Consider the following 23877-nt stretch of genomic DNA (forward strand, 5'->3'; position numbering starts at 1 on the left):
ACCAGCAGCGCCGCCGGGACACCGCCGATCAACGCGGCCAACACGAGCTCCTCAGCCATCGGCCACCTCGACCCCCACCGCCGCGCGCAGCCGGGCGAGCGTGGCCGGGTCCAGCGGGGGCGAGCCGACCCGGCGCCGCCTCGCGGACGGCTTCCGGGTGTGGCGCTGGTAGCAGTTCGTGCACCGGTCGCGGGCCCCGAACTTGACGAACCCCTTGCTGCGCCAGTCCTCGCGGTTCCGTTCGAACGCCAGCGCGGTGACCATCTGCTCACCGCACTCGGCGCACGGCCCGCGCTCGGGGCCCTCCCGCAACGCCTTAGCCACGGGACACCCCCCGCATGTCGGGCGCCTCGTAGTCGGCGAGCGCGTCGGTGACCGTCTGCCAGCAGCGGCCCTCGCCGGGCCGGGACACCAGCCGCACCCGCAGCACGTCGGCCGGCATGAGCAGCGCGCCGAGGACGTCACCGTCCGGAGACACCGCGACGTTGAAGGTGTTGGCGTAGACGGCGAACCACGGGTACAGCTCGAGCTCGTGGTGCAGCCCGTCGCCGCCGGGCGTGGGCACCCAGCCGCCGCAGTCGCAGCCCTTGACGAAACAGCGCTGCCCGCGGCCGCCCTCCGACAGCCGCCGCCCGGTCGGCGCCTTGGTCGCTTCGCCGGCGACCACCGGGCACGCGCGGCTGGTGTAGACCGCGCACTCCGGGTGCAACGGTGGCTCGGCGAACAGCAGCTGCCGCAGCGCGGTCGGGCCGCCGAGCAGCACCACCGGCTCGGTGAGCGGCTGCGCGCACACCTGGCACCGGCGGGCCTTGAGGGCGGCGCGGACGCGGGCGGTGTGCTGCGACCGGAAGTCGACGCCACCGTCGGCGAGCTGCACGTTGATCCACGGGATCACGCGGCCGCCGATGGTCGGGCGGTGCGCGCAGCGCGCGGGGATGGGCGGGACGGCGGTCACGTGTCGGCCTCCCGCTCCTCGAGGGCCGCGGCCGCCAGGTCGGCGCGCTCGCGCAGCTGGGCGGCGAACGACGGGGAGAGCGCGGCGTGCACCGAGTCGACCGCGGCCTTGAGCCGGTCGCGGACCATGGCGCCGTCGTGCTCGCCGAACATCGCGGTCTTGATCGGCCCGTCGGGGATGCAGGCGCGGGCGAGCCGGACGGCCAGGCGCAGCTCCTGGATCGCGAGCATCTCGGGGTGCTCGAGCATCCGGGCCTTCGCCACGCGGACGATCTCGTCGACGGCCTCGCGGCCCTCGGCGTCGAGGGGGCGTGGGCCGTGGATCGTCGCGGCGACCTCGCCGTCCGCGCCCCTGATCACGGTCACGTGCTCGCCGATGTCCGGGTTCCGGTCAGCCACGGGTCACCGCCTCGAGGTCGGCCAAGGCCTGCGGCCACGACGTAAACCGGATCCCCCGGTCGTCGATGTAGGCGATCGCCGGCAGCTTCCGATCGGTGACGAGCACGAGGTCCTGCCGGGTCCAGAACGTGAGCTCCCCCGGTTCGTTCGACACGTCTGCCTCGCAGACGGCATCGCAGGTCCCGTGCCGAGCGAGCCATGCCGCGACGTGCACGGGGTTGCGGGTGGTGTGGACGAACACGGCGAAGGTCTTGCGCAGCGTGCGCAGGCCTTCGAGCGCGCCGGCGATCGGCACGTCGTAGATCGTGCCGTCGTGCCAGCCCAGGCGGTAGGCATGGATCACGCCGTCGAAGTCGACGGCCACGGTGGCCACGCGTTCGGTCATGGGCTACCTCCTGTGGTGTCGGCCTGCCGCGCGGCGATCGCTGCGTCGGTCTGCGCGGTGCGGTGTTCGGCGAGGGCCTCGTCGAGCTGCGCGATGATCCGGGCGGGCATCGCCACCCGTTCGGCGATCTCCGGCCACCCGGCCAGCCGGTTCGTGGTCGCCGTCGTCTGCCACTCGGCGCGGATGCCGCGCAGCGCCGACAGCAGCCCGGCCGGCGCCGGGGCCTCCTCGCCTGCGGCGAGCCAGCCGACGGTCACGCCGAGCTCGGCGGCCAGGGCGACCAGCTGCGGGACGGTGGTGTCGGACATGCCGCGCTCGATGTTGGCGATGGTCGAGCGGTGCCGGCCGACGCGCTTGGCGAGCTGCCGCTGCGTGAGGCCGGCGTTGGTGCGGGCGAGGGCGAGGCGTTCGCCGAGGGAGTCAGCCACCGGACGCCCCTGCCGTCGAGGCCTGCGGCTCGACCGTGGCCAGCGCGGCCGCCGCCGTCGTGTACGTCGGGCACGGATGGGTGAGCCGGTCGCCTACGCAGTCGGTGCAGCGCATGCAGTGCGTCGAGCCGGGCTCGTCCGGGTCAGGCACGTGCTGGCCGAGAACGGCGCGCAGCGCGCCGCGGTACCGGATCAGGTCGGCGCGCTCCTGGAACAGCGAGACCGGCGTGAGCATCCCGCAGCGGGCGAGCTCGCGGACGGCGGCGTAGTCGGTCGCCGCGGGGTCGCCGTGCGGGGAGAGCCCGAGCTCGAGGCAGAAGGTGGCGTGGACGACGCGGGCGGCGTCGTCGATCAGCCGCTCGGCGGAGGCCTCGACGGCGGGGTCGGGCGCGGGCCGGTAGTCGCGGATCAGCTGCCAGAGCCAGTCCGCGTCCGACTGCGCGACGTGCGCGCCGTTGGACGGTTGCACGACGAGGTGCGTCGGCTGCCCGTCGCCGTCGACGGATCGGGAGACGTGCACGCCCCACGGGCGGGACTCCGGGCGCTCGTGGGTCGGGTCGCAGTGCGGGCAGGGGTCGGGTTTCCGGTCAGGCACGGCAGTCTCTTTCCAGGGGGTCGAGCGGCCACGGCTCGCGGTTCGGGTTGCTCGAGCAGGTCTGCGCGTGGGAATCCCGGGCGCCGGAGTCGGTGAACTCAGCGCCGCAGTGCGGGCAGCGCGGCACGGGTCCGTCAGGCGCCACGGGTGGCCTCCTCGAACCCGGGCAGCAGGCCGACGCGCACGAGGGAGTGCGCGGCCTGCTGCTGGTCGTCCGGCAGCGGCTCGCCCTGGCCGTTGACCCACTCGTCGGAGGGGCGCACGTAGCCGAGCTGGTCGGCCTGCTGCAGCTTGAGCACCGCGGCGACCGGCTCGACTGCAGGCCCGTCCGGGCGGTGGTCGAGGATCTTGAAGCCGATGACACGGCCGTCTGGGGCGAAGTCCACGTTCACGCCGTGGCCGGTCTCGTGGGTCTTCCAGACGTTCACGCGCGCCCGGAGGCCGCAGTAGGTGGCGGCGGCCCGGGGGTCGTGATCGACGTACCAGTTGGCGGCAGTGGCGCTGGTGGGGCGGCGGACGTCTTCGCGGCGGCAGTGCTTGGCGAGGCCGTACTCGCGGACGTCGACGCGCTGGTCGCCGTAGTCGCGGGCGACCGTGCCGACCCGCCACTGGCCGTAGGTGTGGTCGTAGAACTCGACGGGCTCGTCGAGGTCGAACCGCTCGAGCGTGAAGCCGGGCGGTGCCCACCCGTCGTTGAGGAGGGTCTCGATCAGCTCGGCGCCGCTGTGGTTGCAGCGGTAGACGAGCTGCAGCAGTTTGGCCCTGAGATCGTCTCTGCCGATCTTGACGTCCTGGCCTACCGGGGTGGCGGGGTTCGTGGCTCCTGGGGCGGATGGGGCGGCCGGAGCGATGGCTTGGGCAAGATCGGCTCGGGCGTCCTCGGGGGTCTCGTGCCAGCCCTTGCCGCCGCAGCCCACGCAGCGGGGCGCGCCGAGCCGGTGGGAGGCGACCCGGGTGCACTCGACGGCGCGGCCGCCGAGGATCCGGTCGGCGTCGGCGGTGCAGCCGGCGCAGCCCCCGAGAGGGCCTTCGTTGCAGGGCAGCAGCACGGTGGGCGGCTGCTCGGTGGGGCTGACCTTGTCGCCGGTGCCGATCCACCAGCCGTGCCGGGTCCACCCGGCGTCGACGACGTCAGCCACGACCGGCCTCCTCGGCGCGCTCGCGCAGCACCGCCATGACGGCCTCGGTGCCGCGCTCGAACGTCGGGTCCTCGAACTCGATCCCGGCGTAGGCGTCGCCGAGGGCGAGCGCGATCGCCTCGCTCAACGAGCCGACGCCGGACGCGGTGAGCTCGTCGTCGGCCGGGCGGTAGCGGCGGGCGAGGAACGGCGGCAGCTTCGCCGGATCCGTCCCGGCCGGCAGGTCCGGCTCGAGCCCGTCCTCCTCGGCCTCCGGCTGCTCGACCTCGACCGCGGTCTTGGTCATCCCGGCGTAGGTGCCCTGGTTGTCGGCGATGAACCGGTCGACCACCGCCTCGTCCGGGGAGGCGTGGATCGGGCCGTCCTCGTCGGCCACGACCCAGATCACCGGCTCGGTCACCTCGGCGGCCGGCGCCAGGCCGACCCGCTCGAGCGCGGCCTTGACCGCGGCGTCGGCGGCCGGGCTCGACGGGGCACCGATCCGGAGCTCGATCTCGGCCTGCTCAGCACGCACGCGGCCCTCCAGCGCCCGGTGCGCGTCGGCAACGACCGACTGCATCTCCAAGATCCGCTCGTTGTGCTGCGCTGCCCCAGCACCCGCCTCCGCCTGCAGCTCGAGCACGGCCAGCTGCACGTAGCCGCAACCGATCGTCGCCGCCGCCTGCGCGAACTCGCCCGAGCCGGACACGTGCTCGAGGCGCTCGGCTGCCTGGTCGAGGAACCGGCGGCCTTCGCGCGCGCACTCGAAGACGGACGTCAGTTCGCCTTGGTCAGGCATGGGTTGCTCCTGTGGGTGGGGTGGGCCGTAGATGGCGGTGAGGCAGGTGGGGCAGGTGAGGGGGTCGGTGACGACGGTCCATTCCGCGATGAGGCCGCATTCGGTGTGCCAGCCGTCGAGGTCGTGGTGTCCGAGGTGGACGTGGCCGCTGTTGTTGAGGGCGACGATGTGGGCGGTGGTCATGGGTCAGTCCTCGCCGCAGTAGCAGCCGTCGCAGTTGGTGCACATGCCGCAGCCGCGGGTGCAGCGTTCGCGTTCGAGGCAGCCGCAGGGCTGGAAGCGGCCGGTGGGTCCTTCGTCGAATCGGCCTTGGGGGCAGGGGATGGCGATGGAGGCTTTGCAGTGGTCGGCGGTGGGGCAGCTGCGGGGGCAGCCGGTCTTGTTCGTGGGTGTGGGGGCCGGGGTGGTCACGGGTGCTCCTGGTGGCGGGTGGCGCGGATGGTGTCGGCGTCGGCGATGGCGCGGCGGAGGTTTTCGCGGGAGAGGTGGGGTTTGCAGACGAGGCAGGGGCGGGCGGGGTTTGCGTCGCGGTCGATCCATCCGCCGTCGCATCGGTGGGGTGGCTGGGCCGCGGGGTCGTCGTCGTCGATTTCGTCGCCGGTGCGGTCGTGTCGGGCCATGGGTCACCTCCGGGTGCTTTGGCGGGTGGTGGGGGGCGGTTTGTCCACAGGCGACGGCGGCGCGTGGTGGGTTGCGTCGGGTGTCTCCCCGTGCTCTTTGGTCGCTCCTCGTACTCCTCTTACTCCTTAGTAGGACGGTTTTCGTCCTACGGTCCGGACGGATTCCGTCCTACGGTGCGACCACAAACCGTCCTACGGTGGAATGGTTTTCACGTTTGGCGGTAGGACGGTTTTCGTCCTACGGGCGGCCAGTTCGACGACTTGTCCACAGCCCTCGTCGTCGGGTTGTCCACAGGACGAATTCCGTCCTACGGTCGGGTCGAGCAGCAGCAGATAACGGACCGTCGGATGTTCGTTCCGACGCCCGTTCGCGGCGCGGTCAGCGATGATCGCTTCCTTCTGCAGCAGCGGGCTGATCGCGCGCCGAACCGCCCGCAGGTCCGCGTCGTCCGGGTCCGGGCGGTTCATGGCGTGAATGGCGAGCGCTTTGTGCCCGAGCCCGAACCACGGTTGTTCGTCGTGGTCGCGCGACACCAGCGCCATGTAGACCAGCAGCTGCATCGACAGCGGCGGCACCTTTCCCGCAAAGCGCACGTACGCGGCGAGCGCGTTCGCGGCGCCCATCACGTACCCATTCCGCGTAGACCGATCAATTCGTGCACCCCCGATTTCGTGCGTATGCCAAGTGCCGCCCCGTCCCCGGCCGTACGTGACGCGGCCGGGGACGGGACGGGTTACCAGCCCGGGCAGCCGGCGCGGTGGCATGCCCGGTGCGCAGCGGGCCGGCCGGGGCAGCGCCGGCCCGCGAGTCACTGCTGCGGCGCGATCGCCCCCGGCGGGGTGCCGAGCAGCACGGGCACCTCGTAGCCGAGGTCGTCGGGGTTCAGGGCGGTCCGGATGCTGGTGCGGATCTCCTCGAACGCGTCGCGCTTCACGACGTCGGGGCGGTGCAGCTTGAACCCGATCCGCAGATGCCCGCCCTCGATGTCCCACCGGAGCCGCCCGGCCACCTGGACCGGCGGGTAGCCGAGCCACGGCGTCAGGGCGACGGTGAACGTCTTGGGCAGCGGAATCTCCCCGGCCCGGCTGACGTCCTGCCGGACCTCCTCGGTGTACTCCAGCTGCATCGTCTTCGTGTCGAGGTCGATCGCCGAGGAGAAGTTCGCCTTCCGGTGGGCGCGGAACGCGACCGCGATCTCGAGCAGGGTCGCCGCGTCCGGCTCGATGAACACCGCCGCGTAGTCCTGCAGGAACTCGGCGAAATCCTGCTGCGTGGTCAGGCTGCCGTCGCGCTGCATGAAGGTGTTCCAGTCCGGATCGGACTGCAGCTGCAGCGTGGCGGTGTGGTCGCGCCACCCGGCGACCGCCGGGTCCTGGTGGTCGTTGAACACGGCGGTGAACCGCGAGGCGCTCTCGGCGCCCCACACGGTCAGGCCCAGGCTGGACAGCCGGCGGACGTACTCGGTGAAGTCGTCCGGGCTGTGCAGCGTCGCCGCGCCGCGGACCCGGGTCGGCTTGTCGAGCCAACGCTCGAGGTTGTACGTCCTGAGGTCCTCGTCGTCGCGCTCGATGCGCGCGATGATGTGCGAGCCCTCGGCGAGCGCGTAGTGCTCCGGCGCGGCCGCCGACTCCGCCGCCCGGCGGGCGAGGTCCTCGATCAGCGCCCCGTCGCCGCGGTCTGCGGTCAGCAAGGTTTCGGTCACGTGCGTGTGCTCCTGTTCAGGGGGTTAGTGGTGGTGGCGTGCCGGGGTCAGAGGCCCGGCAGTTCCTGCTGATTGCCCGGGTTGCGCGCGAGGCCGCCGTCTTCGGTGGCGTAGAAGATCGATCCCTGCTGGTCGAACTTCGGCAGCTTGGTGCCGACGCTGGCGGTGACCAACATCGCGTTGGCGATCCCGAGGTTCTTCTGCGGCTTGACGTTGATCGTGAGGGTCAGGCTGCCGCCCTTCTTGGTCTGCTCGACCGCCGTCACGAGCGCGGCCATCTGCTCCGACAGCTCCCGGTGCGCCCGGCCCTGGCCGATGCCGAGCAACGTCGCCGCGAAGTCCGGCGGCGCGTCCTTCGCGTCCGCGTCGCCCTTGGTGCTGGTGTCCTCTGTGGACATAGTGGCGGTCACCTGTCTTTCCTTCCGTTACCCTGCAACACTTCTACGAGGTCTCGACCAGTTCCGGGAATCCGGTGATCACCTCGTCGTCCTCGCCCGGGCGCGACGGCGGGCGCCGCGCGTACCCGGCGTTCTCCTCGGCCTCGAGGCGCTCGCACTTCGGGCCGATCCCCTTCCGGCGGCTGCGCGCGGTCCGCAGCGGCCGCTCGCAGCGCCGGCAGTCCACGTGCTCGGGCGCGGTCATGCCGCGCTCCCCGACCGCCAGGCAGCCACCGCGGGCAGCACCGTCGACGCGAGGTCCGGCAGCGGCGCCGAGTCGACGTCCGCGCGCCACGACGCGAAAACCGGGTCGAGCGGATCCACATACAGCCACCCGACCCGCAGGGCGACCAGCACCGCCTCCTCGCGGCTGGACACGCCGAGCTTGCGGAACAGCCGCTTGAGGTGCTCCTGCACCGTGCCGAGCGCGATACCGAGCTCGGTCGCGATCTCCGGGTTCGTGTAGCCGGAGGCGACCAGCTGCAGCACCTGCAGCGCCCGCAGCCCGAGGCCGCGGCTGCCGTGGCGTCCGCGGTCGGCGTTGACCTCGAACACCTGCCAGCCGTCCAGCTCGGGCGCGCGCAGGCCGGAGTCCTTGACGTCGATCCCCCAGTCGGCCAGGTAGCCGAGCGCCGTCGCGAGCGTCTCCGGGTCGAGGCCCCAGACGGCGACGCGGGGCTGCACCCGGGTGGCGACCACTCCGTTCAGAACCACGGCGTGCTCACCTCCGCCGCGATCCGCTCGTCGACGCCCGGCCACCCGTCCTCGACGAGCGGCGGCCGCGGCGGGACGACCGGACGCCGGGCGGTCACCACCGTGACCACCCGGCCGATCAGCGCCCGCAGGACGCCCGTCACCCTTGGCCACCCGCGGGCTCGTCCGGCACCACGGCCAGGTCGGTGACCGTCGCGGCCTCGTCGACGCCCGGCCACACCGGCTCGGTCTCGGCGGGCGGGCCCTCACCGAAGACCAGCTCGACGAACTCGTCGTCCTCATCCTCGGTCGTGACCTCCGGCGCGGCCGGGACCGGCGGCGTCATCGACCCGACCGTCACCCGGGCCCGCGCGGCGTGCGTCTCACCGGGGTGGCCGCAGCCGCCCGGCTCGAGCCCGCCGACGCACGCGAGGGTCGTCGGGCTCAGCTGCGGCTCGTCGAACGTCCGGCAGCACGGGCAGCCCTCACCCGCCCGGCGGGCGAGCGCGGCCGCGCGGCGGGCCTTCATGCGCTCGAGGCGCTGCGCGTTGCTCGGCGCGCCCCAGCTGTGCCAGCCGACCGGGTCGATCCACTGCCCGCCGTGCTCCCGCTGCCCGATCCCGCACCAGCGGCAGCCGTTCGGCTCCGCGGCCGGCCGGACGTCCGGGATCGCCTCGGCGACCTCGGGCACCTCGACCGCGGCCGCGGCCTCGGCGACGTCAAGCGCGTGGTAGGGCGAAGGCTCCGGCGCGGGCAGCTCGACGGGCGGCCGGTGTCCGGCGGCGATGTAGGCGTTCGCCGCGTCGAGCAGGAACAGCGACCAGGCCTTGTCGTGCGCGCCGACGGTGACGGCGATCTCGTGGTCGTTGCCCGGCCCGCAGTACAGGTGCCGTGCCACGTGCTTGCTCAGCCGGATCGGCCCCGCCGGGGGCTCGCCGAAGTGGAAGGCGAGCAGCCCGGGCAGGTCGTCGAGCGCGACCACCGGCTCCCAGCCGCACCAGTCCCGGTGCGCGCCACCGCCCGGCACCGCCTCGACGGGCGCGTCGCAGGTGCACACGTCGTCGTCGCGACGCTCGAGCAGATGGCCATAGCCGAGGCTGTAGCGCTGCTCCATCGCCGGGCGTGGCCGCCGGTCGACGTCGTCGCCGGTCGACTGGCACAGGCCTTCGATGACGTCGTGCAGCATGTTCACGTTCCGCACCGCGGCCGCGTACAGCCGGTCGACCCGCCGGTACTCAACCGGGTCGATCCTGGACTTGAGCGCGCGGATCTTGTCCAGGGCATGCCCGCTATCTGGGGCGACGTCGAGCAGCTCGAGAGAGATCTCGCCAAGGAAGTCGTGCGCGCGGTGGATGTTCTTCTGCAGCCGGAGGTTCTCCTCGCGCACGCTGTCGAACACCGCCATCGCGACGACGGCCAGGCCCTCGGCGATCTCGTTGTCGGAGGCCTCGCTCGCCCGCGCCACGGCGATGAACGGCTGCAGCCGGTTGGCCACCGAGTTGCGCAGCTGCAGCCGCTCGAAGTCGACCTCGCCGCTCGTGGCCTTCTCCCGCAGGTACTGCAACCGGTCCGCGGCGTCGACCTCCATCGCCCGCTCGACCGCGGTCTGCTCGTCGACGGGCGCCTCGTCCGGGCACGTGTAGGTGTCGGTCATGCCGGCACCGCCACACGGTCAGCCACGAACTGCTCGAGCACCGGCAGGTCGACCACGCCGACAAGGTGCCCGTCGTGCATGGCCCCGGCCGGGAGCGTGACGTACACGTTCAGCGCCGCGCCAGACCGGAGGTAGCCGGAGACCTGCAGCATGCCGACGACGTCGCGGACGTGCCCCGTGATCAGGCGGTCGGCGAGCGACTTCGCCCACCGGACGAACGTGTCGACCTCACGGTCGCGCAGCGTCAGCACCGCCCCGCCCGCACCTGAGCTGTCGAACTGCTTGTAGTAGCGCGGCACCTCGTTGAGCTGAGCGTGCTCGGCGATCTCACCCAGAATGTCCACGGTGGGCATCCGTTCCTCGTCCTTCCGGCAGAGCCGATCGATCCCCAGGTAGAAAAGCCATGGCACGCCGAAGAAACCGACGATGATGGCGAGCAGGACCACCGATCCCGCGTCCGACATGGACATCACACGCCCGCTTCCTGGCGGGCACGCTGCACCGTGGTCTCGAACAGACCGTCCTTCACGAGCGAGGGGATCCGGTTGAACACGTAGGTCGCCTCGTCCGCCGACAAGTCACTGAACGCGGGGAGCGGCGTGTTGAGCAGGATCCCGACGATGGCGAGCTGCAGCGTGCGGTTGTCCTCGACGCCGTTGTCCTTGAGCAGCGTCGTGATCGCGCTGATCTGCGCCTGCCGCGCCTTCGGGCCGCCCGCCTTCGGCGGCGCGTCGCCCTCGCCCTCGGTCTCTTCCCCGGCGGCCGCCGACGGCGTGCTGCCCGGCCCGGGCAAGTCCTCGCCCTCGACGTCGGTCTGCTCGGTCACCGTGCCGACGCCCGGCACCGCGGGCTTACCCTCCGGCTCGCCGTCGCCGCCTTCCGGTGCGCCCGTCGCCGGGGTGGCCGGGAGCGCCGGCTTCGCGGTCACCGCGTTCTCGCCCTTGCCCGCGATCGCGTCGGGCGTCTGGTCGTCGGTCTTCGGGAACTCGAGGTCGCGGGTGGTCTCGCCGTTGCGCAGCGAGGTGAGCGTGATCTCGATGTTCGCCGCGTCGACCGGGGTCCACTTCGTGTGCGGCCGCCCGACCTTCCGCTCGAGGTCGTCCATCGTGATGCCGTCCTGCGCGTAGTGCGCCGCGAGGTTCGCGATGCGCTTGTCGAGCGGGACACCGCCGCCGTCCTGCAGCGTCTTGAGGCACAGCTCCTTGGCCTCGTCGACGAACCACGGCGGGAGAATCGACTTGATGCACTCGCGTTCGCGGCGCGCCGCGTGGTTGGCGTTGTTCTCGTAGATGTCCCGGCCCTGCGTCAGCGGCGCCGTGCCGCCGTCGACGTCGCGGGTGTGCTTGACCACGAACGTCTTGGACACCCGCGAGTTGGTCTCGAGGTCCCAGGCGTAGGACAGCATCTCCGACTCGCCCGCCTCGTAGTCGCTGCGCATCTCGACGACGCCGCACTCGGCGTTGCCCCAGATGCGCAGCAGCTCCCGCATCAGGTAGACGGTCTCGCCCTGCACGCTCGTGCCGCCGCGCGGGAACTTGTAGAACGCGCGCTTGGCCAGCTGCGGGTAACGGCACGACTCGCGCATCATCCGGATGGCCTTCTGCATGTCGCGCGGGAACTGCTGCGCCACAACGACCATCGCCTGAACCTGCGCGACCGCGCGGGACTGCTCGACCGCCGTCCCCTGCCCGATGCGGCCCGGCCCGGCGACCGCCGTAGCGAGCGCCAGTTCCTTGCTGCTGCGGCCGTTCTGCGTCTCGGTGCTCACTTCTTCTTCCCCTTGATGTCATAGACGCCGGCGTCGAGCTCGTCGTTGAACTTCCGCTCCTCATACGGCGGGAGCGGGGTCTGCACGATCGACTCGACGTAGCCCGGCCAAACCCCGGTTTCGGTGCACTGCTTGTAGATCTCCAGCGCAGCCCTGTTCTTGATGTCCGCGATGTCCATTGCGGACTTCGGGATCCGCGCCACCGTCACCACATACGGCGGCTCTTTTTCCTGCACGATCAGCAGCGGGACAGGCCGCGTGGTCAAGCCCAGTTCCATGGCGCCGCTGATGTACCAGTCGAACTGTTGGTGGTAGCCGCGGTCGGCGATCACCTTGCTGATCTTGGAAGGTTCCGAGCTGACCGCTGTCTTGTAGTCGACGATCAGCAGCTGCCCTTGAGCGTCGTTGCGCATGCAGTCGATCCGCGCCCGGCACATGACGCCGGTGATCTTGTCCCGCCACACGAGCGTGACCTCGACGTGCGTGAGCTCCGGGTCGAGCAGCATCGACGCGTACTCGTGCTGCCGCAGCGCGAGCGCCATGTCCTCGATCTGGTCGTACTCCCACGGCAGCACCGGGATCTCGCCCGCCGCGTAGGCCGCGGCCTTCGCCTGCTGCGCGGCCTTGGTCTTGTAGTCGAGCGCGTCGATGATCTTGAGGTCGGCGCCCTTGCCGAGCAGCATGCTGTGTGCCGCCCGCCCGAAGTCGAGCTCGCGCTTGGGCGGCCGCGGGTGCGACCGCTCGTAGTGGAACTTCGCCGGGCACGACGGCGGCTGCAGCTTCCGCGCACCGGTCGAGGACAGGCTGCCGCCGACGACCGGGTCGCGGTGGTAGGTCTCGTCCGGGATGTCCAGGTACACCCCGGGCGCGGCGATGGCGAGGTCGAGCGGGAGGGCGGTGTCGGTCATCGGCCCGCCCTCCGCTCGCCGAGCTTGCCGTCGATGGCGGCCGCGATCGTGAACGCGACGATGCCGACGAACACGACGCCTTCGGCGACCCGCTCGAGGCACCACCCGGACCGGCGCGGACCACCGCGCGGGTACGGGTTGTCGTCGTCGGGCCCGAGCTCCGAGCGGATCATGTCGTCGGCCTTGCTCATGACGGCAGCACCAACGGCTCGTACGCGACCGGAGACTCGCTGGCCATCTCTTTTGCACTCGCCGACTTCTGGACCTTGAGCACGCCGAAAGTTGCGATCACGGTGCAGTTCTCGGGCTCGTTCCTGACCTCCACGTCGGCACCCGCGTCGCGCATACCGGTCGCGAACGCGGTCAAGTTCTCCCGCGCCGGGCCGTCAAACGAGACGTAGACGGAGGTGAGATTCTCGACGAGGTATTGCATGCCGTAGCTCATGTCAGCGCCGGACGCGACGGCGTCGGCCAGGCGGTGCAGGCCTTCGGCCTGCTGGACGTGCAGCGGTGTCTCGTCGGTGGTGGTCATCGATTCGTCACCTCGATGTCCTTTGTGGACCCCGCAGTGACGTACGCGGTGAGCTGTTCCAGGGGGATGATCACGGGCTTGCCGTCGTTGAGCCACGCGTGCAGGTCACCGGTCTCGGTGTGCCACACCCGGACCCGGAACTTGTCGATGCCGCCGAGCGCCGCGACCCGGGTCTCCCCGGCGCGGGCGCACGGGCTCAGCTCGATCACGGCGTCGGCGAGCGTCGCGGCCCAGGCCAGCACCGCGGCCGCGCCGCGCGGCTCGTCCTGGAACCAGTGCGTCGAGACCACGAGGTCGAGCTGGAACCCGTCGATGTACGGGCGGCCGTTGACGTCGACGTTCGGCAGCGTCGAGTTGTGGCGCAGGTGCCGGCCGAGGGCGATGATCCGCTCGGCGAGGCGCAGCGCGGGGGAGTCCGGCGCGGTCGCGGGCGGGGAGGCCGGCGCGGGCGTGGTGGTGGGCTGGTCGGTCATCGCACACCGCCGATCGCGCAGACCGGGCCGTAGGCGGCGCAGCCGGTCAGGGTCGGCGCCTTGTACGGCTGCGGCATCGAGTCGATCGCGGCCGCCCAGGCGTAGCCCACGGCGAACCCGAACGCGACGATGGCGGCCAGGACGAGGACGCCCTGCAGCAGCCGCATGGGGCAGCTGATCCCCGGGGTGGTGCCGTCGCCGGTCGGGACGACGACGCGGGAGGTGACGCGGGTTCCGGCGGCCACTACTCGCACACCTCGATCCAGAGGTCGCGGTCGACGGTGCGGGCCTGCGACAGCGCGAGCGCGACGGCGCCGTTCGAGCCGATGCCGCACCAGAAGCAGGTGTCGATCACGCCGTCCGGGCCGCCGAGCGGGCGGATGACGGCGGGGTGCGGGTCGACGGCGTAGATCCGGATGCAGGTGATGTTCGGCCGCTCGGTCTCGCAGCGGCCGCACTCGCCCGGGACGAAGTGCGGGTCGATCGTGACGTGCACGCCCGCGTTCTGCTCGATCATCGCGATGCGGTCTTCGAGCGGCGGCATGAGGTCACCGACCGCGGCGAGGATCTCCGTGGAGTCGGCGTCGTACGCGGCGGGGATGGTGGCCGCGCGGCGCCGCCGGGTGAACAGCGCGCACACCGCGCGCAGTCCGAACCGGGCGCGGGTCTGGTCGCGGGTGGCGCTGGCGCGGTGCCGTCCGACCGTTCCCGGGTTAACCTGAGTGCTGATCATGAGAGCCCTTTCCTGTGCCTCTCGTGTTCGGCCCGCCCCCGCCCTGGACCGGCAGGGGGCGGGCGTCTTTCTTCGTGATCAAGCGGCGTCCTCCGCCTGCTCGGCCGTGACCGGCGGGAGCAGGCGGCGGAGCTCGGCGGCGAGCTCGGGGCCGGGGCGTCCGGCGGCGGCGACGACGCGGGCGATGAACTCCGCTTCCGTCTCGCCGGGCAGGGCCTCGATCACGAACTCGTCGTCCTGGTGGGGGCTGGTCACAGCGCGACGGCTTCCGGCTCGTCGGTCACCGGCTGCTGCTGCAGCAGGTCGGCGACCTTCACGCGGAACACCTGTGCCAGGGCCTTGAGCTGCGGAGCGGTCGGGCGTTCGTGACCGTTCTCGATGCGGCTCAGTCGCGAGCGCGGAATGCGTGCCCCTCGTCGCGCAGTCCGCTCGGTGACGTCGCCCTGGTGCCAACCCCGCAGTTCCCGCAGTTCACGGATGCGTGCGCCGTCCGTCGGGAGTTTGAGGATCGTTCGTGCCATGTGTCGAAAGTACTCACACGTGTGTCGAATGACAACACATAGACACACATGTGAGGTCACGGGTTGATCTCGCAACGCTGAGTGTTGTCCCGACAACCCGTGTGCGTTAATGTGTGTCTATGTGTGGACAAGGACGGGGGAAGCGTGAACGAACGTCGCGCCCGACTTGCGCAACTCCTTGAAGATCAACGGGAACGCCGACACATCAAGTGGGTCGACGTAGCACGCGAGCTACACATGACACCCCAGAACCTGACGCGCATCCGCGACGGAAAGATCAGCATCTCGGACAAGGCCGCATCGATGATCGAGCGATTCCTACTCTGGGAACCGGGCGGCATGGAGATCTTTCTGGCGGGCGGCGAGCCGACACCTCTCGGCGTACCCGACACACCCCGCGGCCGGCATCACACCTGGTCACCGGAGTCGATCGACCGCATCCGCGCGATGCCGTTCGACGAGATCATGGAAATCGGCCGGCAGTTCAAGGCCACCAGCGGCGAGGACGCCGCCGTGCTCTGGCTCGCCGAGGCCTGGCAGATCAAGAAAGAGCAGGTCACCCTAGACCGAACGGCCACGTAAGCCAAGGCTGTGATCGGTTTGTGCCAACATTACGTCACCCACGTGGCGCAATTTGTCGTAAATCTCGGCGATGTCCTAACACAATGGACAGTCCGGACGAACCTACCTGTGACAGATGGCGGAACATCGCCACCCAAACGGGCAAGGAGGCCCCGAAGAATGTCCACGTTCCCGGACCAGACCACCACCGGAACCGACGTCCCCAAGGTTCCCCTGCACGTCGGGATCCTGTTCGGCATCGCCGCGGCGGTCACGCTCATCAACGCCGCCGTCTGCGTCGCCACCACGATGCTCGACTGGTCGCCGGCCCCCCTGAACCTCGGCCTCGCCTCGATGGTCGTCCTCTGGCTCGCAGCCCTGCTCGAGCTGTTCGAGTTCCGCAGATCAACACCACCAGCTGTACCGGCCTTCCCCGACGCCGCTCGCGCGCTGGAAAGCGCATTCAACGACCTCGACCGCAAGCTGCGCGACTACTGACGCCGCGGCGGGCGGGCGACTGGGGAACGCCCCGCCCGCCGCGCTACGCGGCCGCCCGCCGGTACACCCGCACTCGATCCAGCAGCGGCACCGGCACCGCACGCCGCCCCCGCCCCACCGGCTTGACCTGGATCTCACCGACGTACTCGGGCACCAGCAGCGACCGCGCGATCCGCCGCTTGCTGTCAAGCTGCAGCTTCTTCCACCGTTCCGCCACGTCCGGCCCCGGCTCGATCAGGCCCTCGAGGATCGACGGCCGCAGCGCCTTCTCCTCCGCCTCGAGCTTCGCGATCCGCTCCTCGATACCGGCTGCCACCTTCGCCGCGAACGCCAGCGAGAACCCCGGCTCGTTGCGGCCGACCCGCTCGGCGAGCTCGTCACGGTCGGCGATCGCCTTATCGAGGTCCGCGCGCACCTCGCCGAGCCGCTCGTTGGCCGCGGCGTCGGCCCGGCCCAGCACGCCGTAGCAGTCCGGGTCGGCCAGCCACGCCAGCATCAGGCCGGTGGCCAGTCGGTCGAGGTCGTCGTACCCGACGCGCGAGCAGCCCTTCGCCGAGTGGCAGGCGTAGCGCAGCTCGCCGGAGGTCCGGCACGGACGCGCCGAGACCACCGAGCCACACACGGCGCACTTCGCGATCATCGACAGCAGGTGCCGGGCGCCGCCGTCCCGGGTCGTTTTCCGCTCCGGTTCGCTCAGCAACCGCTGCACGTCGTCGAACGTCTTCTTGGACACCAGCCCTTTCCAGACAGCCTGGACCTTCCGCGCGCGCGGGCCGAGCTTCGGCCTGCCGGCCTTGCGGTCCGGGTCGTGGATCCGGATCCCGGCGTAAGCCTCGTTGATCAGGATCGTGCGCAGGTGCGCCGGCGTGAACGGACCACCCGACCGCTTCTCCACCCCGCGCTCCTTGAACCGCTCGGCAACCGACCGGATCGACTCGCCGCGGCGGACGCGCCGGAACAGCTCACGCACGATCGGCGCCTCGGTCTCCTCGGGCACCTGCTCGAGGAACTCGCCCGTCCGGTCGTCGTAGATCCGGCGGTAGCCGTAGGGGATCCGGCCGTGGGGCTTGCCGTCTGTGGCCGCCTCGCGGGTGCCGCGGCACGAGCGGAAGCTGATCAGCGCCGATTCGTATGCAGCGTCCGCGGCCGCCTTCACGAGCTCGCGGCGGTCGTGCGGGTCGGCCGGGTCCATGATCTTGCCGAGCATCTCGATCCAGAACACGACGCCGCGCAGTTCGGCCAGATCGATTAGCTTGATCCACTCGCTCTCGCGGCGGGATCCGCGGGAGTTCTCCCACATCATCAGGATCTTCGCGCCAAAGCGGTCGAACTCGAGGTCCTCGATGAGGCGTTCGAAGTCCTTGCGGTGCTCGGGCCCGAACTTGGACGCGGACACGAGGTCGCGGTACGACGGGCCGACCAGCTTCCACCCGCGCTCCTTGGCGGTGCGCCCGTGGTCGCGGTGCTGGTCGTCCGGCGACTTCTCCTTGCCGAACTTGTCGTGCGACACCCGGACAAGATCGCGTGCGTTTGCGCCGTCGAGGGTGTTCGTTGCGTGTGCGCCGACCATGTGCGTAAACTACCATAAAGAAGGGTCCACCCAGGTCATGCCACTGGTCTTCTTCGCCGGCGGCGCGGCCAACCTGATCTCCCTGCGCCGCGCGGAATCCACGCAGAAGTGGCTCGCCGGGCGCGTCAAGCGGCTGATGGTGCCGGTGCTGCCGCTGATGGCCGTCTGGCTGGTCGTCCCGGACTTCCTGCGCGGCATGGGCGTTCCACCGCAGCCGCTCCAGGTCGGCAGCGCGATCGCCGCGCAGCTGCTGTGGTTCCTCGCGGTCTACATGCTGGTCGTGCTGCTGACGCCGCTGATGGTCGCCGCGCACCGCCGGTGGGGCCTGAAGGTCCCGCTGGTCATGGGAGTCGCCGGGATCCTCGTCGACGTCGCGCGCTTCAACGACTTCGGCTACATCGGCTACGCCAACGCGATCTTCGTCTGGGTCGCCGTGCACCAGCTCGGCTTCCACTACGTCGAAGGCCGGCTCGGCACGCTCACCCGCCGCGGCGCGCTGACGCTGTCGGCCGCCGGCTTCGGCGTCACCGCGCTGATGGTCGCGTTCGGCCCGTACCCGGCCAGCATGATCGGCATGCCGGGTGCGCCGGTGTCGAACATGAGCCCGCCGACCGTGCTGCTCGCGTTCCTCGCCGTCGGCCAGATCGGCCTCCTGCTCGCCTTCCGCCCGCAGCTGAACGCGCTCGCGGAGCGCCCCGGCATCGGGCACGCGCTCGGCTGGCTCGGCGCGCGGTTCATGAGCGTCTACCTCTGGCACATGCCGGCGCTGATCGTGGTCGCGGGCGTGACGGTCTACGGCCTCGGCTACCAGACGCCCGAACCGGGCACGGTGTTCTGGCTCGTCATGGCGCCCGCGTGGTTCGCGGTGTGCGGGCTGGTCCTGCTGGGCCTGCTGAAGCTCTTCGCGCACTTCGAGACGCAGCGCGACACCGCCGTCGTGACGGCGAGGGTGCCGCAGCTGGTCGTCGCCGGCCTGATGATCTCCGGTGGCCTGCTCGGCCTGGCCGCGCACGGCTTCGCGCCGCTGTCGGACGGCATCGCGCACGGCCCGCTGCCGTGGGTGGTCCTCGCGACGGCCGGGTTCCTCCTGGCGGGCAAGCAGGTTCCGGTGGTCGACCTGCTGGGCCGCGCGGTCGTGGTGAGCGAACGCGCGGCGCTGCGTCGCTGAAAGAACGGCGCTGAAACGGCTTCAGGGCTTGAGCAACCGCAAGGGCGAGTCGTGCAGGACGGCCCGCAGGAACGGCTCCCCCAGGCGATCGTCGGCCGCCCAGCCGGCGATCGCCTGCAGCTGCGTCGCGTACGAGTACGGGATGTTCGGGAAGTCCGTGCCGAGCACGACGCGGTCGGCGTACTCGGCCAGCCGCGCGGTCCAGTCCGGCGGCAGCGGCGACATCTTCTCCGCGAACGGGACCCCGACCATCGTCGTGTCCAGGTGCACGCGCGGGTACTTGGCCAGCAGGTCGAACGCGGCGCCGAACTCGGGCATCGCCGCGTGCGCGAGCACCGCCGTCAGCTTCGGGTGCCGCTTCAGGACCTCTTCGAAGACCGACAACCCGGTGAAGTCACCCCGCAACGGACCGTGTCCACAGTGGACGACGACGGGCACGCCCGCGTCGGCGAGCGCACCCCAGACCGGGGTCAAGTGCTCGTCACGCGGGTCGTACGCGCCCACCTGCACGTGCGCCTTGAACACCCGGGCGCCGGCGCGCAGCGCACCGTCCACAGCGGAGCCGGCGCCTTCCTCCGGGTAGAACGTGCCGGTCGGCACGGCGTCCGGGACGCGCGATGCAAACTCGAGCGCCCACGAAGTCAGCCACTCGGCCATCCCCGGCTTGTGCGGGTAGACGAGCGGCGCGAACCGCAGCACGCCCAGCGAGCGCAGGGTCTCCAGCCGCTCGTCCTCGGACGTCCGGTAGTGCACCGGCCAGTCGGTGCCGTAGTGCGTCGAGGCCTGGTCGAAGTACGCCCAGACCTTGTCCATCACCGGTTTCGGCAGGAAGTGGACGTGCAGGTCGACCAGGCCCGGCAGGCCCAGTGACGCCGTCCAGCGCGCTACGTCGCTGTCGGAGGCCGGGCCCGCCGTCACTCCGTGAACCGGCCCTTCAGCGCGCGGCCCATGGCCTTCCTGATGTCCCGCTCCGCGTCGCGCTTGGCGAGCGTCTGCCGCTTGTCGTAGGCCTTCTTACCCTGGGCCAGCGCGATCTCGACCTTGACCTTGCCGTCCTTGAAGTACATCGACAGCGGCACCAGCGAGAGACCGCTCTCCTTGGTCTTGCCGATGAGCTTCTCGATCTCCCGCCGGTGCAGCAGCAGCTTCCGGGTGCGCCGCGGCATGTGGTTGGTCCACGTGCCCTGCGTGTACTCCGGGATGTGCACGTTGCGCAGCCAGACTTCGCCGTCGTCGACCGTCGCGAACGCGTCCGCCAGCGACGCCTTGCCCTCGCGCAGGCTCTTGACCTCGGTGCCGACGAGCACGAGACCGCACTCGTAGGTGTCGAGGATGGAGTAATCGTGCCGCGCCTTGCGGTTCGACACGATCACCTTCTGGCCACGTTCCTTGGGCATACGACCACTCTACGTGATTCCGGAAACGACAAGCAGCTGGTTAAACGCTAGTGCCGGACGTACAGGCGCAGCGTGACGTAACCGGTGATGGCGGAAATCACCACGGACACCGCGAGCAGGATCGGCGCCACCGGGAACAGCAGCTCCAGCGTGGTGATCTTCGGGAACACGTCACCGGTGAACACGGAGTCGAGGAAGCCGGCCTTCGTGATGATCAACATGATGATCCCGATGACCGCACCGAACACGCCGGCGACCACCGCCTCCAGGAGGAACGGCAACTGCGTGTACCACCGCGTCGCGCCGACGAGCCGCATGATGCCGACCTCGGTGCGCCGGGTGAACGCGGACACCTGGATCGTGTTGGCGATCAGCAGCAGCGCCGCGATGGCCATGATGAGCGCGGCGCCGAAGGCCATGTTCCGGACGCCGTTGAAGGCGTTGAACACGCGGTCCAGGAACTTCTTCTGGTCGTCGACCTTCCGCACGCCCGGCTTGGTGCCGTACTCCTGCACGATCGCGTCGCTGCGGTCCGGGTCCTTCAGCTTCACGTGCAGCGACGCGGGCAGCGACTCCGGCCCGGTCAGCTGGATGAGCTCCGGCTGGCTCTCGAAGATCTTCTTGAACCGGTCGAAGGCCTGGTCGCGGTTCTCGAACACGACCGACTCGACACCGTCGTTGCTCTGCAGGGAAGAGCGCAGCGACTGGCACAGCGACTGCGTGCAGTTCTTGTCGGTCGCGCTGATGTCGTCGGTGAGGTAGACGGAAACCTCGACGTCGGCGAGGAAGTTGGACTTCATCTTGTCGATCGTGCGCACGGCCAGGAGACCGCCGCCGAGCATGGCGAGCGACACGGCCGTGGTCAGGATCATCGCGATGGTCATCGTGACGTTCCGGCGCAGGCCGGTGATTACCTCGCTGAAGACGAAACTTGCGCGCATGTCGGGGTCAGGTCCTTGGGGGTCGGGGTGGTTCGGGCGGGGTGGGTCAGCGACCGATGCCGTAGACGCCGCGGGCGTCGTCGCGGATCACCCGGCCGAGCTGCAGCTCGACCACGCGGCGCCGCATGGAGTCCACGATGGAGTGATCGTGGGTGGCCATCAGGACGGTCGTGCCGGTGCGGTTGATCCGCTCCAGCAGCAGCATGATGTCCTGGCTGGTGTCGGGGTCCAGGTTCCCGGTCGGCTCGTCGGCGAGCAGCACCAGCGGCCGGTTCACGAACGCGCGCGCGATCGCGACGCGCTGCTGCTCACCACCGGAGAGCTCGTTGGGCAGCCGGTCGGCCTTGCCGTCGAGGCCGACGAGCTCGAGCACCTCGGGCACGACCTTCTTGATGGTCGGGCCGGGCTTGCCGATGACCTCGAGGGCGAACGCGACGTTCTCCGCGACGGTCTTGTTGGCCAGCAGGCGGAAGTCCTGGAAGACGCAGCCGATGGTCTGCCGCAGGCGGGGGACCCGGCGGCGGGCCAGCTTGGCGACGTCGAAGTTGGACACCATCACGCGGCCCTTGCTCGGCGTCTCTTCGCGCAGCAGCAGCCGGAGGAAGGTCGACTTCCCCGATCCCGAGGGACCGATGAGGAAGACGAACTCACCCTTGTCGATGTCGACGGACACCCGCTCGAGCGCGGGCCGCGTCGAGGTCTTGTAGACCTTGGAAACCTCTTCGAGCCGGATCACGATTCGGCATACTACCCACCGGTCTCGTGAAGCCCCGGTTGCCCGGTCCACCCGGGTGGAGCAAGGGTCGTTTGCGCACGGTGAGCGGTCGGCCGAACACCGCGCGCCGACCGGCCTAGCTGCTCTGCTTCCGCCAGCGGATCCCGGCGTCGAGGAAGCCGTCGATGTCGCCGTCGAGCACCGCGGTCGGGTTGCCCACCTCGAACTCGGTCCGCAGGTCCTTGACCATCTGGTACGGGTGCAGCACGTAGGAGCGCATCTGGTTGCCCCAGCTGGAGCCGCCGTCCTTGAGCGCGTCCATCTCCTTGCGCTCCTCCTCCTTCTTGCGCTGCAGCAGCCGCGCCTGGAGGACCTTCATCGCGGCCGCCTTGTTCTGCAGCTGCGACTTCTCGTTCTGGCAGGAGACGACGATGTTCGTCGGGATGTGCGTGATGCGCACCGCACTGTCGGTCGTGTTGACGCTCTGGCCACCGGGGCCCGACGAGCGGTAGACGTCGACCCGGATGTCCTTTTCCGGGATGTCGACGTGGTCGACCTCTTCGACCTCGGGCAGCACCTCGACGTGCGCGAACGACGTCTGGCGGCGGCTCTGGTTGTCGAACGGCGAGATCCGGACGAGCCGGTGGGTGCCCTGCTCGACCGAGAGGGTGCCGTAGACGTAGGGGGCGCTCACCTTGAACGTCGCCGATTTGATCCCCGCCTCTTCGGCGTAGGAGATGTCGTAGACGTCGGTCGGGTAGCCGTGGCGCTCCGCCCAGCGCAGGTACATGCGGAGCAGCATCTCGGCGAAGTCGGCCGCGTCGACGCCGCCGGCCTCGGAGCGGATGGTGACGACGGCGTTGCGGTCGTCGTACTCGCCCGAGAGCAGGGTGCGGACCTCGAGGCCGTCGATGGCCTTGCCGAGGTCGGCGAGTTCGGCCTCGGCCTCGCCCATGCTGCCGGAGTCGCCCTCGGCCTCGGCGAGCTCGTACAGCACGCCCAGGTCGTCGAGCCGCTGGCGCAGGTCGGAGACCCGGCGCAGCTCGCCCTGCCGGTGGGACAGCTGGCTGGTGACCTTCTGCGCCGCCTCCGGGTCGTCCCAGAGCGTCGGGCTCGAAGCCTGCTGCTCCAGGTCGGCCACCTGGGCACGCAGCGCATCCAGGTCCATCACCGACTCGATCTGCGTCAGCTTGCCGGCCAGGTCCTTCAGTGCCGCGTCGAACTCATCACTCACGTTTGTCAAGGTTACGGCAAAACCCACGACCGGTTGCGAGGACCGGTCGTGGGTGCGCGAACCTCAGGCCGCGGGAATGGCGTCGAGCAGCTTCAGCGCGGCCTTGGCCTGCGCTTGGGCGAACTCGGCCACGGCCTTCTCGTACGGCCCGTCGGCCGCCTTGGTGGCCGCCTTCGCGTCGTCGAGCTGCTGGCCGTAGCTGGCGCGGGCGGCCTCGAGCAGCGTCTGGCGCTGCTTGGCCGTCAGCGACCCCGCGTGCACGAGCCGCAGGATGAGCGGGCTGCGCAGGTGGTCGGGGCCGGCCTCGGAGGTCAGCCAGGCCTTGAAGGCCTTCTTGCCGGCGGCGGTGATCAGGTACTGCTGGCTGGAGCGCGGGCCCTGCTTGCCGAGCCGGACGAGGCCTTCCTTGGACAGCGCCGGGAGCTCCCGGTACACCTGGCTGCGGGTGACGCTGAAGAAGGCGCCGAAACGCTCACCCGCTCCCGCGACGAGCTGCCCGCCGGTGGCGGGACCGTCGTGGAGCAGACCGAGCAGGGCGGCGGCTGTTGCATTCAATTCGGACACGCCCCCTAGATTCCCACTTATCGGCCGCTGTGTCCACAGTGGTCAGCGGATCTGTCCATTGTGGCTAGTGAGATCCCCTCGTTCGGCCCAATGCGACCAGGTCCACTGTGGACCCCGGACACGCTGCGCAACCACGGTGGCCACGCATTGGTCCGACCAGCCGCACGGGAACGGCCCCGGCACCTCCAGGCAGGTGAGTCCGACGGGCGGCGCTCCCCGGCTTGGCCGACTCCGGACACACAGGGCAACCACCCGCGAACGGGTTCACATCGTGGGATCCGCAGCGGTTCGACGAATTCACGGAAAAGTCGGCACCGAAAACCGTACGGACATGACAAAAGAGGCGCGTTCCCCGATTTTTCAGGGAACGCGCCTCTTGGTGGTAGCGGGGACAGGATTTGAACCTGCGACCTCTGGGTTATGAGCCCAGCGAGCTACCGAGCTGCTCCACCCCGCGCCGTTGTGGTACTTGAATAGATTACACGCTGCTTCCACCCCGTTTACGGCGG

At 70.4% G+C, this 23877-nt stretch carries 35 protein-coding genes, 1 tRNA gene and 1 pseudogene; 3 read left to right on the forward strand and 34 right to left on the reverse strand.

Going from position 1 to position 23877, the window contains the following annotated elements; genetic code table 11:
• Positions 1–51 precede the first annotated feature (51 nt).
• The 26 genes from ACYVLJ_RS31465 to ACYVLJ_RS31590 all read right to left on the reverse strand — a co-directional run bounded on the left by ACYVLJ_RS31465 (position 52) and on the right by ACYVLJ_RS31590 (position 14720).
• The gene (locus ACYVLJ_RS31465; protein WP_460441415.1) at positions 52–324 is read right to left on the reverse strand and encodes a hypothetical protein; all 273 of its coding nucleotides are present in this window, start codon (positions 322–324) and stop codon (positions 52–54) included.
• A complete protein-coding gene (locus ACYVLJ_RS31470; protein ID WP_460441416.1) occupies positions 317–955 on the reverse strand; it encodes a hypothetical protein in 639 nt (212 codons plus the stop codon). Before ACYVLJ_RS31470 ends, ACYVLJ_RS31465 begins: the two co-directional genes overlap by 8 nt.
• Positions 952–1353: a hypothetical protein gene (locus ACYVLJ_RS31475; RefSeq protein WP_460441417.1), complete on the reverse strand. Its 402-nt coding sequence runs from the start codon at positions 1351–1353 to the stop codon at positions 952–954. The genes ACYVLJ_RS31470 and ACYVLJ_RS31475 overlap by 4 nt, the downstream gene beginning before the upstream one ends.
• On the reverse strand, positions 1346–1738 hold the full coding sequence (locus ACYVLJ_RS31480; protein ID WP_460441418.1) for a hypothetical protein: 393 nt from the start codon (positions 1736–1738) through the stop codon (positions 1346–1348). The genes ACYVLJ_RS31475 and ACYVLJ_RS31480 overlap by 8 nt, the downstream gene beginning before the upstream one ends.
• Positions 1735–2166, reverse strand: coding sequence for a helix-turn-helix transcriptional regulator (locus tag ACYVLJ_RS31485; protein WP_460441419.1), 432 nt, complete (start codon positions 2164–2166; stop codon positions 1735–1737). Before ACYVLJ_RS31485 ends, ACYVLJ_RS31480 begins: the two co-directional genes overlap by 4 nt.
• Positions 2159–2761 (reverse strand): hypothetical protein, encoded by a 603-nt coding sequence (locus ACYVLJ_RS31490; RefSeq protein ID WP_460441420.1) that lies wholly within the window; start codon positions 2759–2761, stop codon positions 2159–2161. The genes ACYVLJ_RS31485 and ACYVLJ_RS31490 overlap by 8 nt, the downstream gene beginning before the upstream one ends.
• Before the next feature lie 134 nt (positions 2762–2895).
• Positions 2896–3900, reverse strand: coding sequence for a hypothetical protein (locus tag ACYVLJ_RS31495; protein WP_460441421.1), 1005 nt, complete (start codon positions 3898–3900; stop codon positions 2896–2898).
• Positions 3893–4861 (reverse strand): hypothetical protein, encoded by a 969-nt coding sequence (locus ACYVLJ_RS31500; RefSeq protein ID WP_460441422.1) that lies wholly within the window; start codon positions 4859–4861, stop codon positions 3893–3895. Before ACYVLJ_RS31500 ends, ACYVLJ_RS31495 begins: the two co-directional genes overlap by 8 nt.
• 224 nt (positions 4862–5085) lie before the next feature.
• Positions 5086–5298: a hypothetical protein gene (locus tag ACYVLJ_RS31505; RefSeq protein WP_460441423.1), complete on the reverse strand. Its 213-nt coding sequence runs from the start codon at positions 5296–5298 to the stop codon at positions 5086–5088.
• Between the two features lie 192 nt (positions 5299–5490).
• Positions 5491–5922, reverse strand: a complete 432-nt coding sequence (locus tag ACYVLJ_RS31510) for a hypothetical protein (RefSeq protein ID WP_460441424.1) — start codon at positions 5920–5922, stop codon at positions 5491–5493.
• 185 nt (positions 5923–6107) lie between these two features.
• Positions 6108–7001 (reverse strand): DUF2303 family protein, encoded by an 894-nt coding sequence (locus tag ACYVLJ_RS31515; RefSeq protein ID WP_460441425.1) that lies wholly within the window; start codon positions 6999–7001, stop codon positions 6108–6110.
• A gap of 47 nt (positions 7002–7048) precedes the next feature.
• Positions 7049–7411: a hypothetical protein gene (locus ACYVLJ_RS31520; RefSeq protein ID WP_460441426.1), complete on the reverse strand. Its 363-nt coding sequence runs from the start codon at positions 7409–7411 to the stop codon at positions 7049–7051.
• Between the two features lie 31 nt (positions 7412–7442).
• The gene (locus ACYVLJ_RS31525) at positions 7443–7643 is read right to left on the reverse strand and encodes a DUF6011 domain-containing protein (protein WP_460441427.1); all 201 of its coding nucleotides are present in this window, start codon (positions 7641–7643) and stop codon (positions 7443–7445) included.
• Positions 7640–8152, reverse strand: a complete 513-nt coding sequence (locus ACYVLJ_RS31530; protein WP_460441428.1) for a response regulator transcription factor — start codon at positions 8150–8152, stop codon at positions 7640–7642. The genes ACYVLJ_RS31525 and ACYVLJ_RS31530 overlap by 4 nt, the downstream gene beginning before the upstream one ends.
• Positions 8143–8295, reverse strand: coding sequence for a hypothetical protein (locus ACYVLJ_RS31535; RefSeq protein ID WP_460441429.1), 153 nt, complete (start codon positions 8293–8295; stop codon positions 8143–8145). The genes ACYVLJ_RS31530 and ACYVLJ_RS31535 overlap by 10 nt, the downstream gene beginning before the upstream one ends.
• A complete protein-coding gene (locus ACYVLJ_RS31540; protein WP_460441430.1) occupies positions 8292–9785 on the reverse strand; it encodes a hypothetical protein in 1494 nt (497 codons plus the stop codon). The genes ACYVLJ_RS31535 and ACYVLJ_RS31540 overlap by 4 nt, the downstream gene beginning before the upstream one ends.
• Complete coding sequence (locus tag ACYVLJ_RS31545; protein ID WP_460441431.1) at positions 9782–10255, reverse strand: hypothetical protein; 474 nt, start codon at positions 10253–10255, stop codon at positions 9782–9784. Before ACYVLJ_RS31545 ends, ACYVLJ_RS31540 begins: the two co-directional genes overlap by 4 nt.
• Positions 10255–11553 (reverse strand): hypothetical protein, encoded by a 1299-nt coding sequence (locus tag ACYVLJ_RS31550; RefSeq protein WP_460441432.1) that lies wholly within the window; start codon positions 11551–11553, stop codon positions 10255–10257. Before ACYVLJ_RS31550 ends, ACYVLJ_RS31545 begins: the two co-directional genes overlap by 1 nt.
• Positions 11550–12461: a PD-(D/E)XK nuclease family protein gene (locus ACYVLJ_RS31555; RefSeq protein ID WP_460441433.1), complete on the reverse strand. Its 912-nt coding sequence runs from the start codon at positions 12459–12461 to the stop codon at positions 11550–11552. Before ACYVLJ_RS31555 ends, ACYVLJ_RS31550 begins: the two co-directional genes overlap by 4 nt.
• A complete protein-coding gene (locus ACYVLJ_RS31560; protein ID WP_460441434.1) occupies positions 12458–12652 on the reverse strand; it encodes a hypothetical protein in 195 nt (64 codons plus the stop codon). The genes ACYVLJ_RS31555 and ACYVLJ_RS31560 overlap by 4 nt, the downstream gene beginning before the upstream one ends.
• Positions 12649–12993, reverse strand: a complete 345-nt coding sequence (locus ACYVLJ_RS31565) for a hypothetical protein (protein ID WP_460441435.1) — start codon at positions 12991–12993, stop codon at positions 12649–12651. Before ACYVLJ_RS31565 ends, ACYVLJ_RS31560 begins: the two co-directional genes overlap by 4 nt.
• Positions 12990–13466 carry a hypothetical protein gene (locus tag ACYVLJ_RS31570; protein ID WP_460441436.1) on the reverse strand — a complete coding sequence of 159 codons (477 nt, stop codon included), beginning with the start codon at positions 13464–13466 and terminating at the stop codon, positions 12990–12992. Before ACYVLJ_RS31570 ends, ACYVLJ_RS31565 begins: the two co-directional genes overlap by 4 nt.
• Complete coding sequence (locus ACYVLJ_RS31575) at positions 13463–13711, reverse strand: hypothetical protein (protein ID WP_460441437.1); 249 nt, start codon at positions 13709–13711, stop codon at positions 13463–13465. The genes ACYVLJ_RS31570 and ACYVLJ_RS31575 overlap by 4 nt, the downstream gene beginning before the upstream one ends.
• A complete protein-coding gene (locus ACYVLJ_RS31580; RefSeq protein ID WP_460441438.1) occupies positions 13711–14199 on the reverse strand; it encodes a hypothetical protein in 489 nt (162 codons plus the stop codon). Before ACYVLJ_RS31580 ends, ACYVLJ_RS31575 begins: the two co-directional genes overlap by 1 nt.
• A 78-nt stretch (positions 14200–14277) precedes the next feature.
• Positions 14278–14454: a hypothetical protein gene (locus tag ACYVLJ_RS31585; RefSeq protein WP_460441439.1), complete on the reverse strand. Its 177-nt coding sequence runs from the start codon at positions 14452–14454 to the stop codon at positions 14278–14280.
• Positions 14451–14720: a helix-turn-helix domain-containing protein gene (locus tag ACYVLJ_RS31590; protein WP_460441440.1), complete on the reverse strand. Its 270-nt coding sequence runs from the start codon at positions 14718–14720 to the stop codon at positions 14451–14453. Before ACYVLJ_RS31590 ends, ACYVLJ_RS31585 begins: the two co-directional genes overlap by 4 nt.
• Before the next feature lie 144 nt (positions 14721–14864).
• On the opposite strand from ACYVLJ_RS31590, the gene ACYVLJ_RS31595 reads away from it, so the two are divergent.
• On the forward strand, positions 14865–15302 hold the full coding sequence (locus ACYVLJ_RS31595; RefSeq protein ID WP_460441441.1) for a helix-turn-helix domain-containing protein: 438 nt from the start codon (positions 14865–14867) through the stop codon (positions 15300–15302).
• 159 nt (positions 15303–15461) lie between these two features.
• The gene (locus ACYVLJ_RS31600; protein WP_460441442.1) at positions 15462–15779 is read left to right on the forward strand and encodes a hypothetical protein; all 318 of its coding nucleotides are present in this window, start codon (positions 15462–15464) and stop codon (positions 15777–15779) included.
• A gap of 43 nt (positions 15780–15822) precedes the next feature.
• On the opposite strand, the gene ACYVLJ_RS31605 is transcribed toward ACYVLJ_RS31600, so the two are convergent.
• Entirely contained in the window at positions 15823–17289 is a 1467-nt protein-coding gene (locus ACYVLJ_RS31605; RefSeq protein ID WP_460441443.1) for a recombinase family protein, read from the reverse strand.
• 88 nt (positions 17290–17377) lie between these two features.
• Between ACYVLJ_RS31605 and ACYVLJ_RS31610 the strand changes: the two are divergent.
• Positions 17378–18517: pseudogene (locus ACYVLJ_RS31610) on the forward strand (acyltransferase family protein); the annotation flags it as partial.
• Positions 18518–18538: 21 nt separating this feature from the next.
• On the opposite strand, the gene ACYVLJ_RS31615 reads toward ACYVLJ_RS31610, so the two are convergent.
• The 7 genes from ACYVLJ_RS31615 to ACYVLJ_RS31645 form a co-directional block, all read right to left on the reverse strand.
• Positions 18539–19435, reverse strand: a complete 897-nt coding sequence (locus ACYVLJ_RS31615; protein WP_460441444.1) for an amidohydrolase family protein — start codon at positions 19433–19435, stop codon at positions 18539–18541.
• Complete coding sequence (smpB, locus tag ACYVLJ_RS31620) at positions 19432–19914, reverse strand: SsrA-binding protein SmpB (RefSeq protein WP_043776590.1); 483 nt, start codon at positions 19912–19914, stop codon at positions 19432–19434. The genes ACYVLJ_RS31615 and smpB overlap by 4 nt, the downstream gene beginning before the upstream one ends.
• A 47-nt stretch (positions 19915–19961) precedes the next feature.
• A complete protein-coding gene (gene ftsX / locus ACYVLJ_RS31625; RefSeq protein WP_451982217.1) occupies positions 19962–20855 on the reverse strand; it encodes a permease-like cell division protein FtsX in 894 nt (297 codons plus the stop codon).
• A 46-nt stretch (positions 20856–20901) separates the two neighbouring features.
• Positions 20902–21591, reverse strand: a complete 690-nt coding sequence (gene ftsE / locus ACYVLJ_RS31630; protein ID WP_451982220.1) for a cell division ATP-binding protein FtsE — start codon at positions 21589–21591, stop codon at positions 20902–20904.
• 115 nt (positions 21592–21706) lie between these two features.
• On the reverse strand, positions 21707–22804 hold the full coding sequence (gene prfB, locus ACYVLJ_RS31635; protein ID WP_460441445.1) for a PCRF domain-containing protein: 1098 nt from the start codon (positions 22802–22804) through the stop codon (positions 21707–21709).
• Between the two features lie 63 nt (positions 22805–22867).
• Complete coding sequence (locus tag ACYVLJ_RS31640; protein ID WP_451982226.1) at positions 22868–23368, reverse strand: PadR family transcriptional regulator; 501 nt, start codon at positions 23366–23368, stop codon at positions 22868–22870.
• A gap of 380 nt (positions 23369–23748) precedes the next feature.
• Positions 23749–23825, reverse strand: a tRNA-Met gene (locus tag ACYVLJ_RS31645).
• Positions 23826–23877 lie beyond the last annotated feature (52 nt).

It is taken from the genome of Amycolatopsis stemonae (assembly GCF_054781455.1).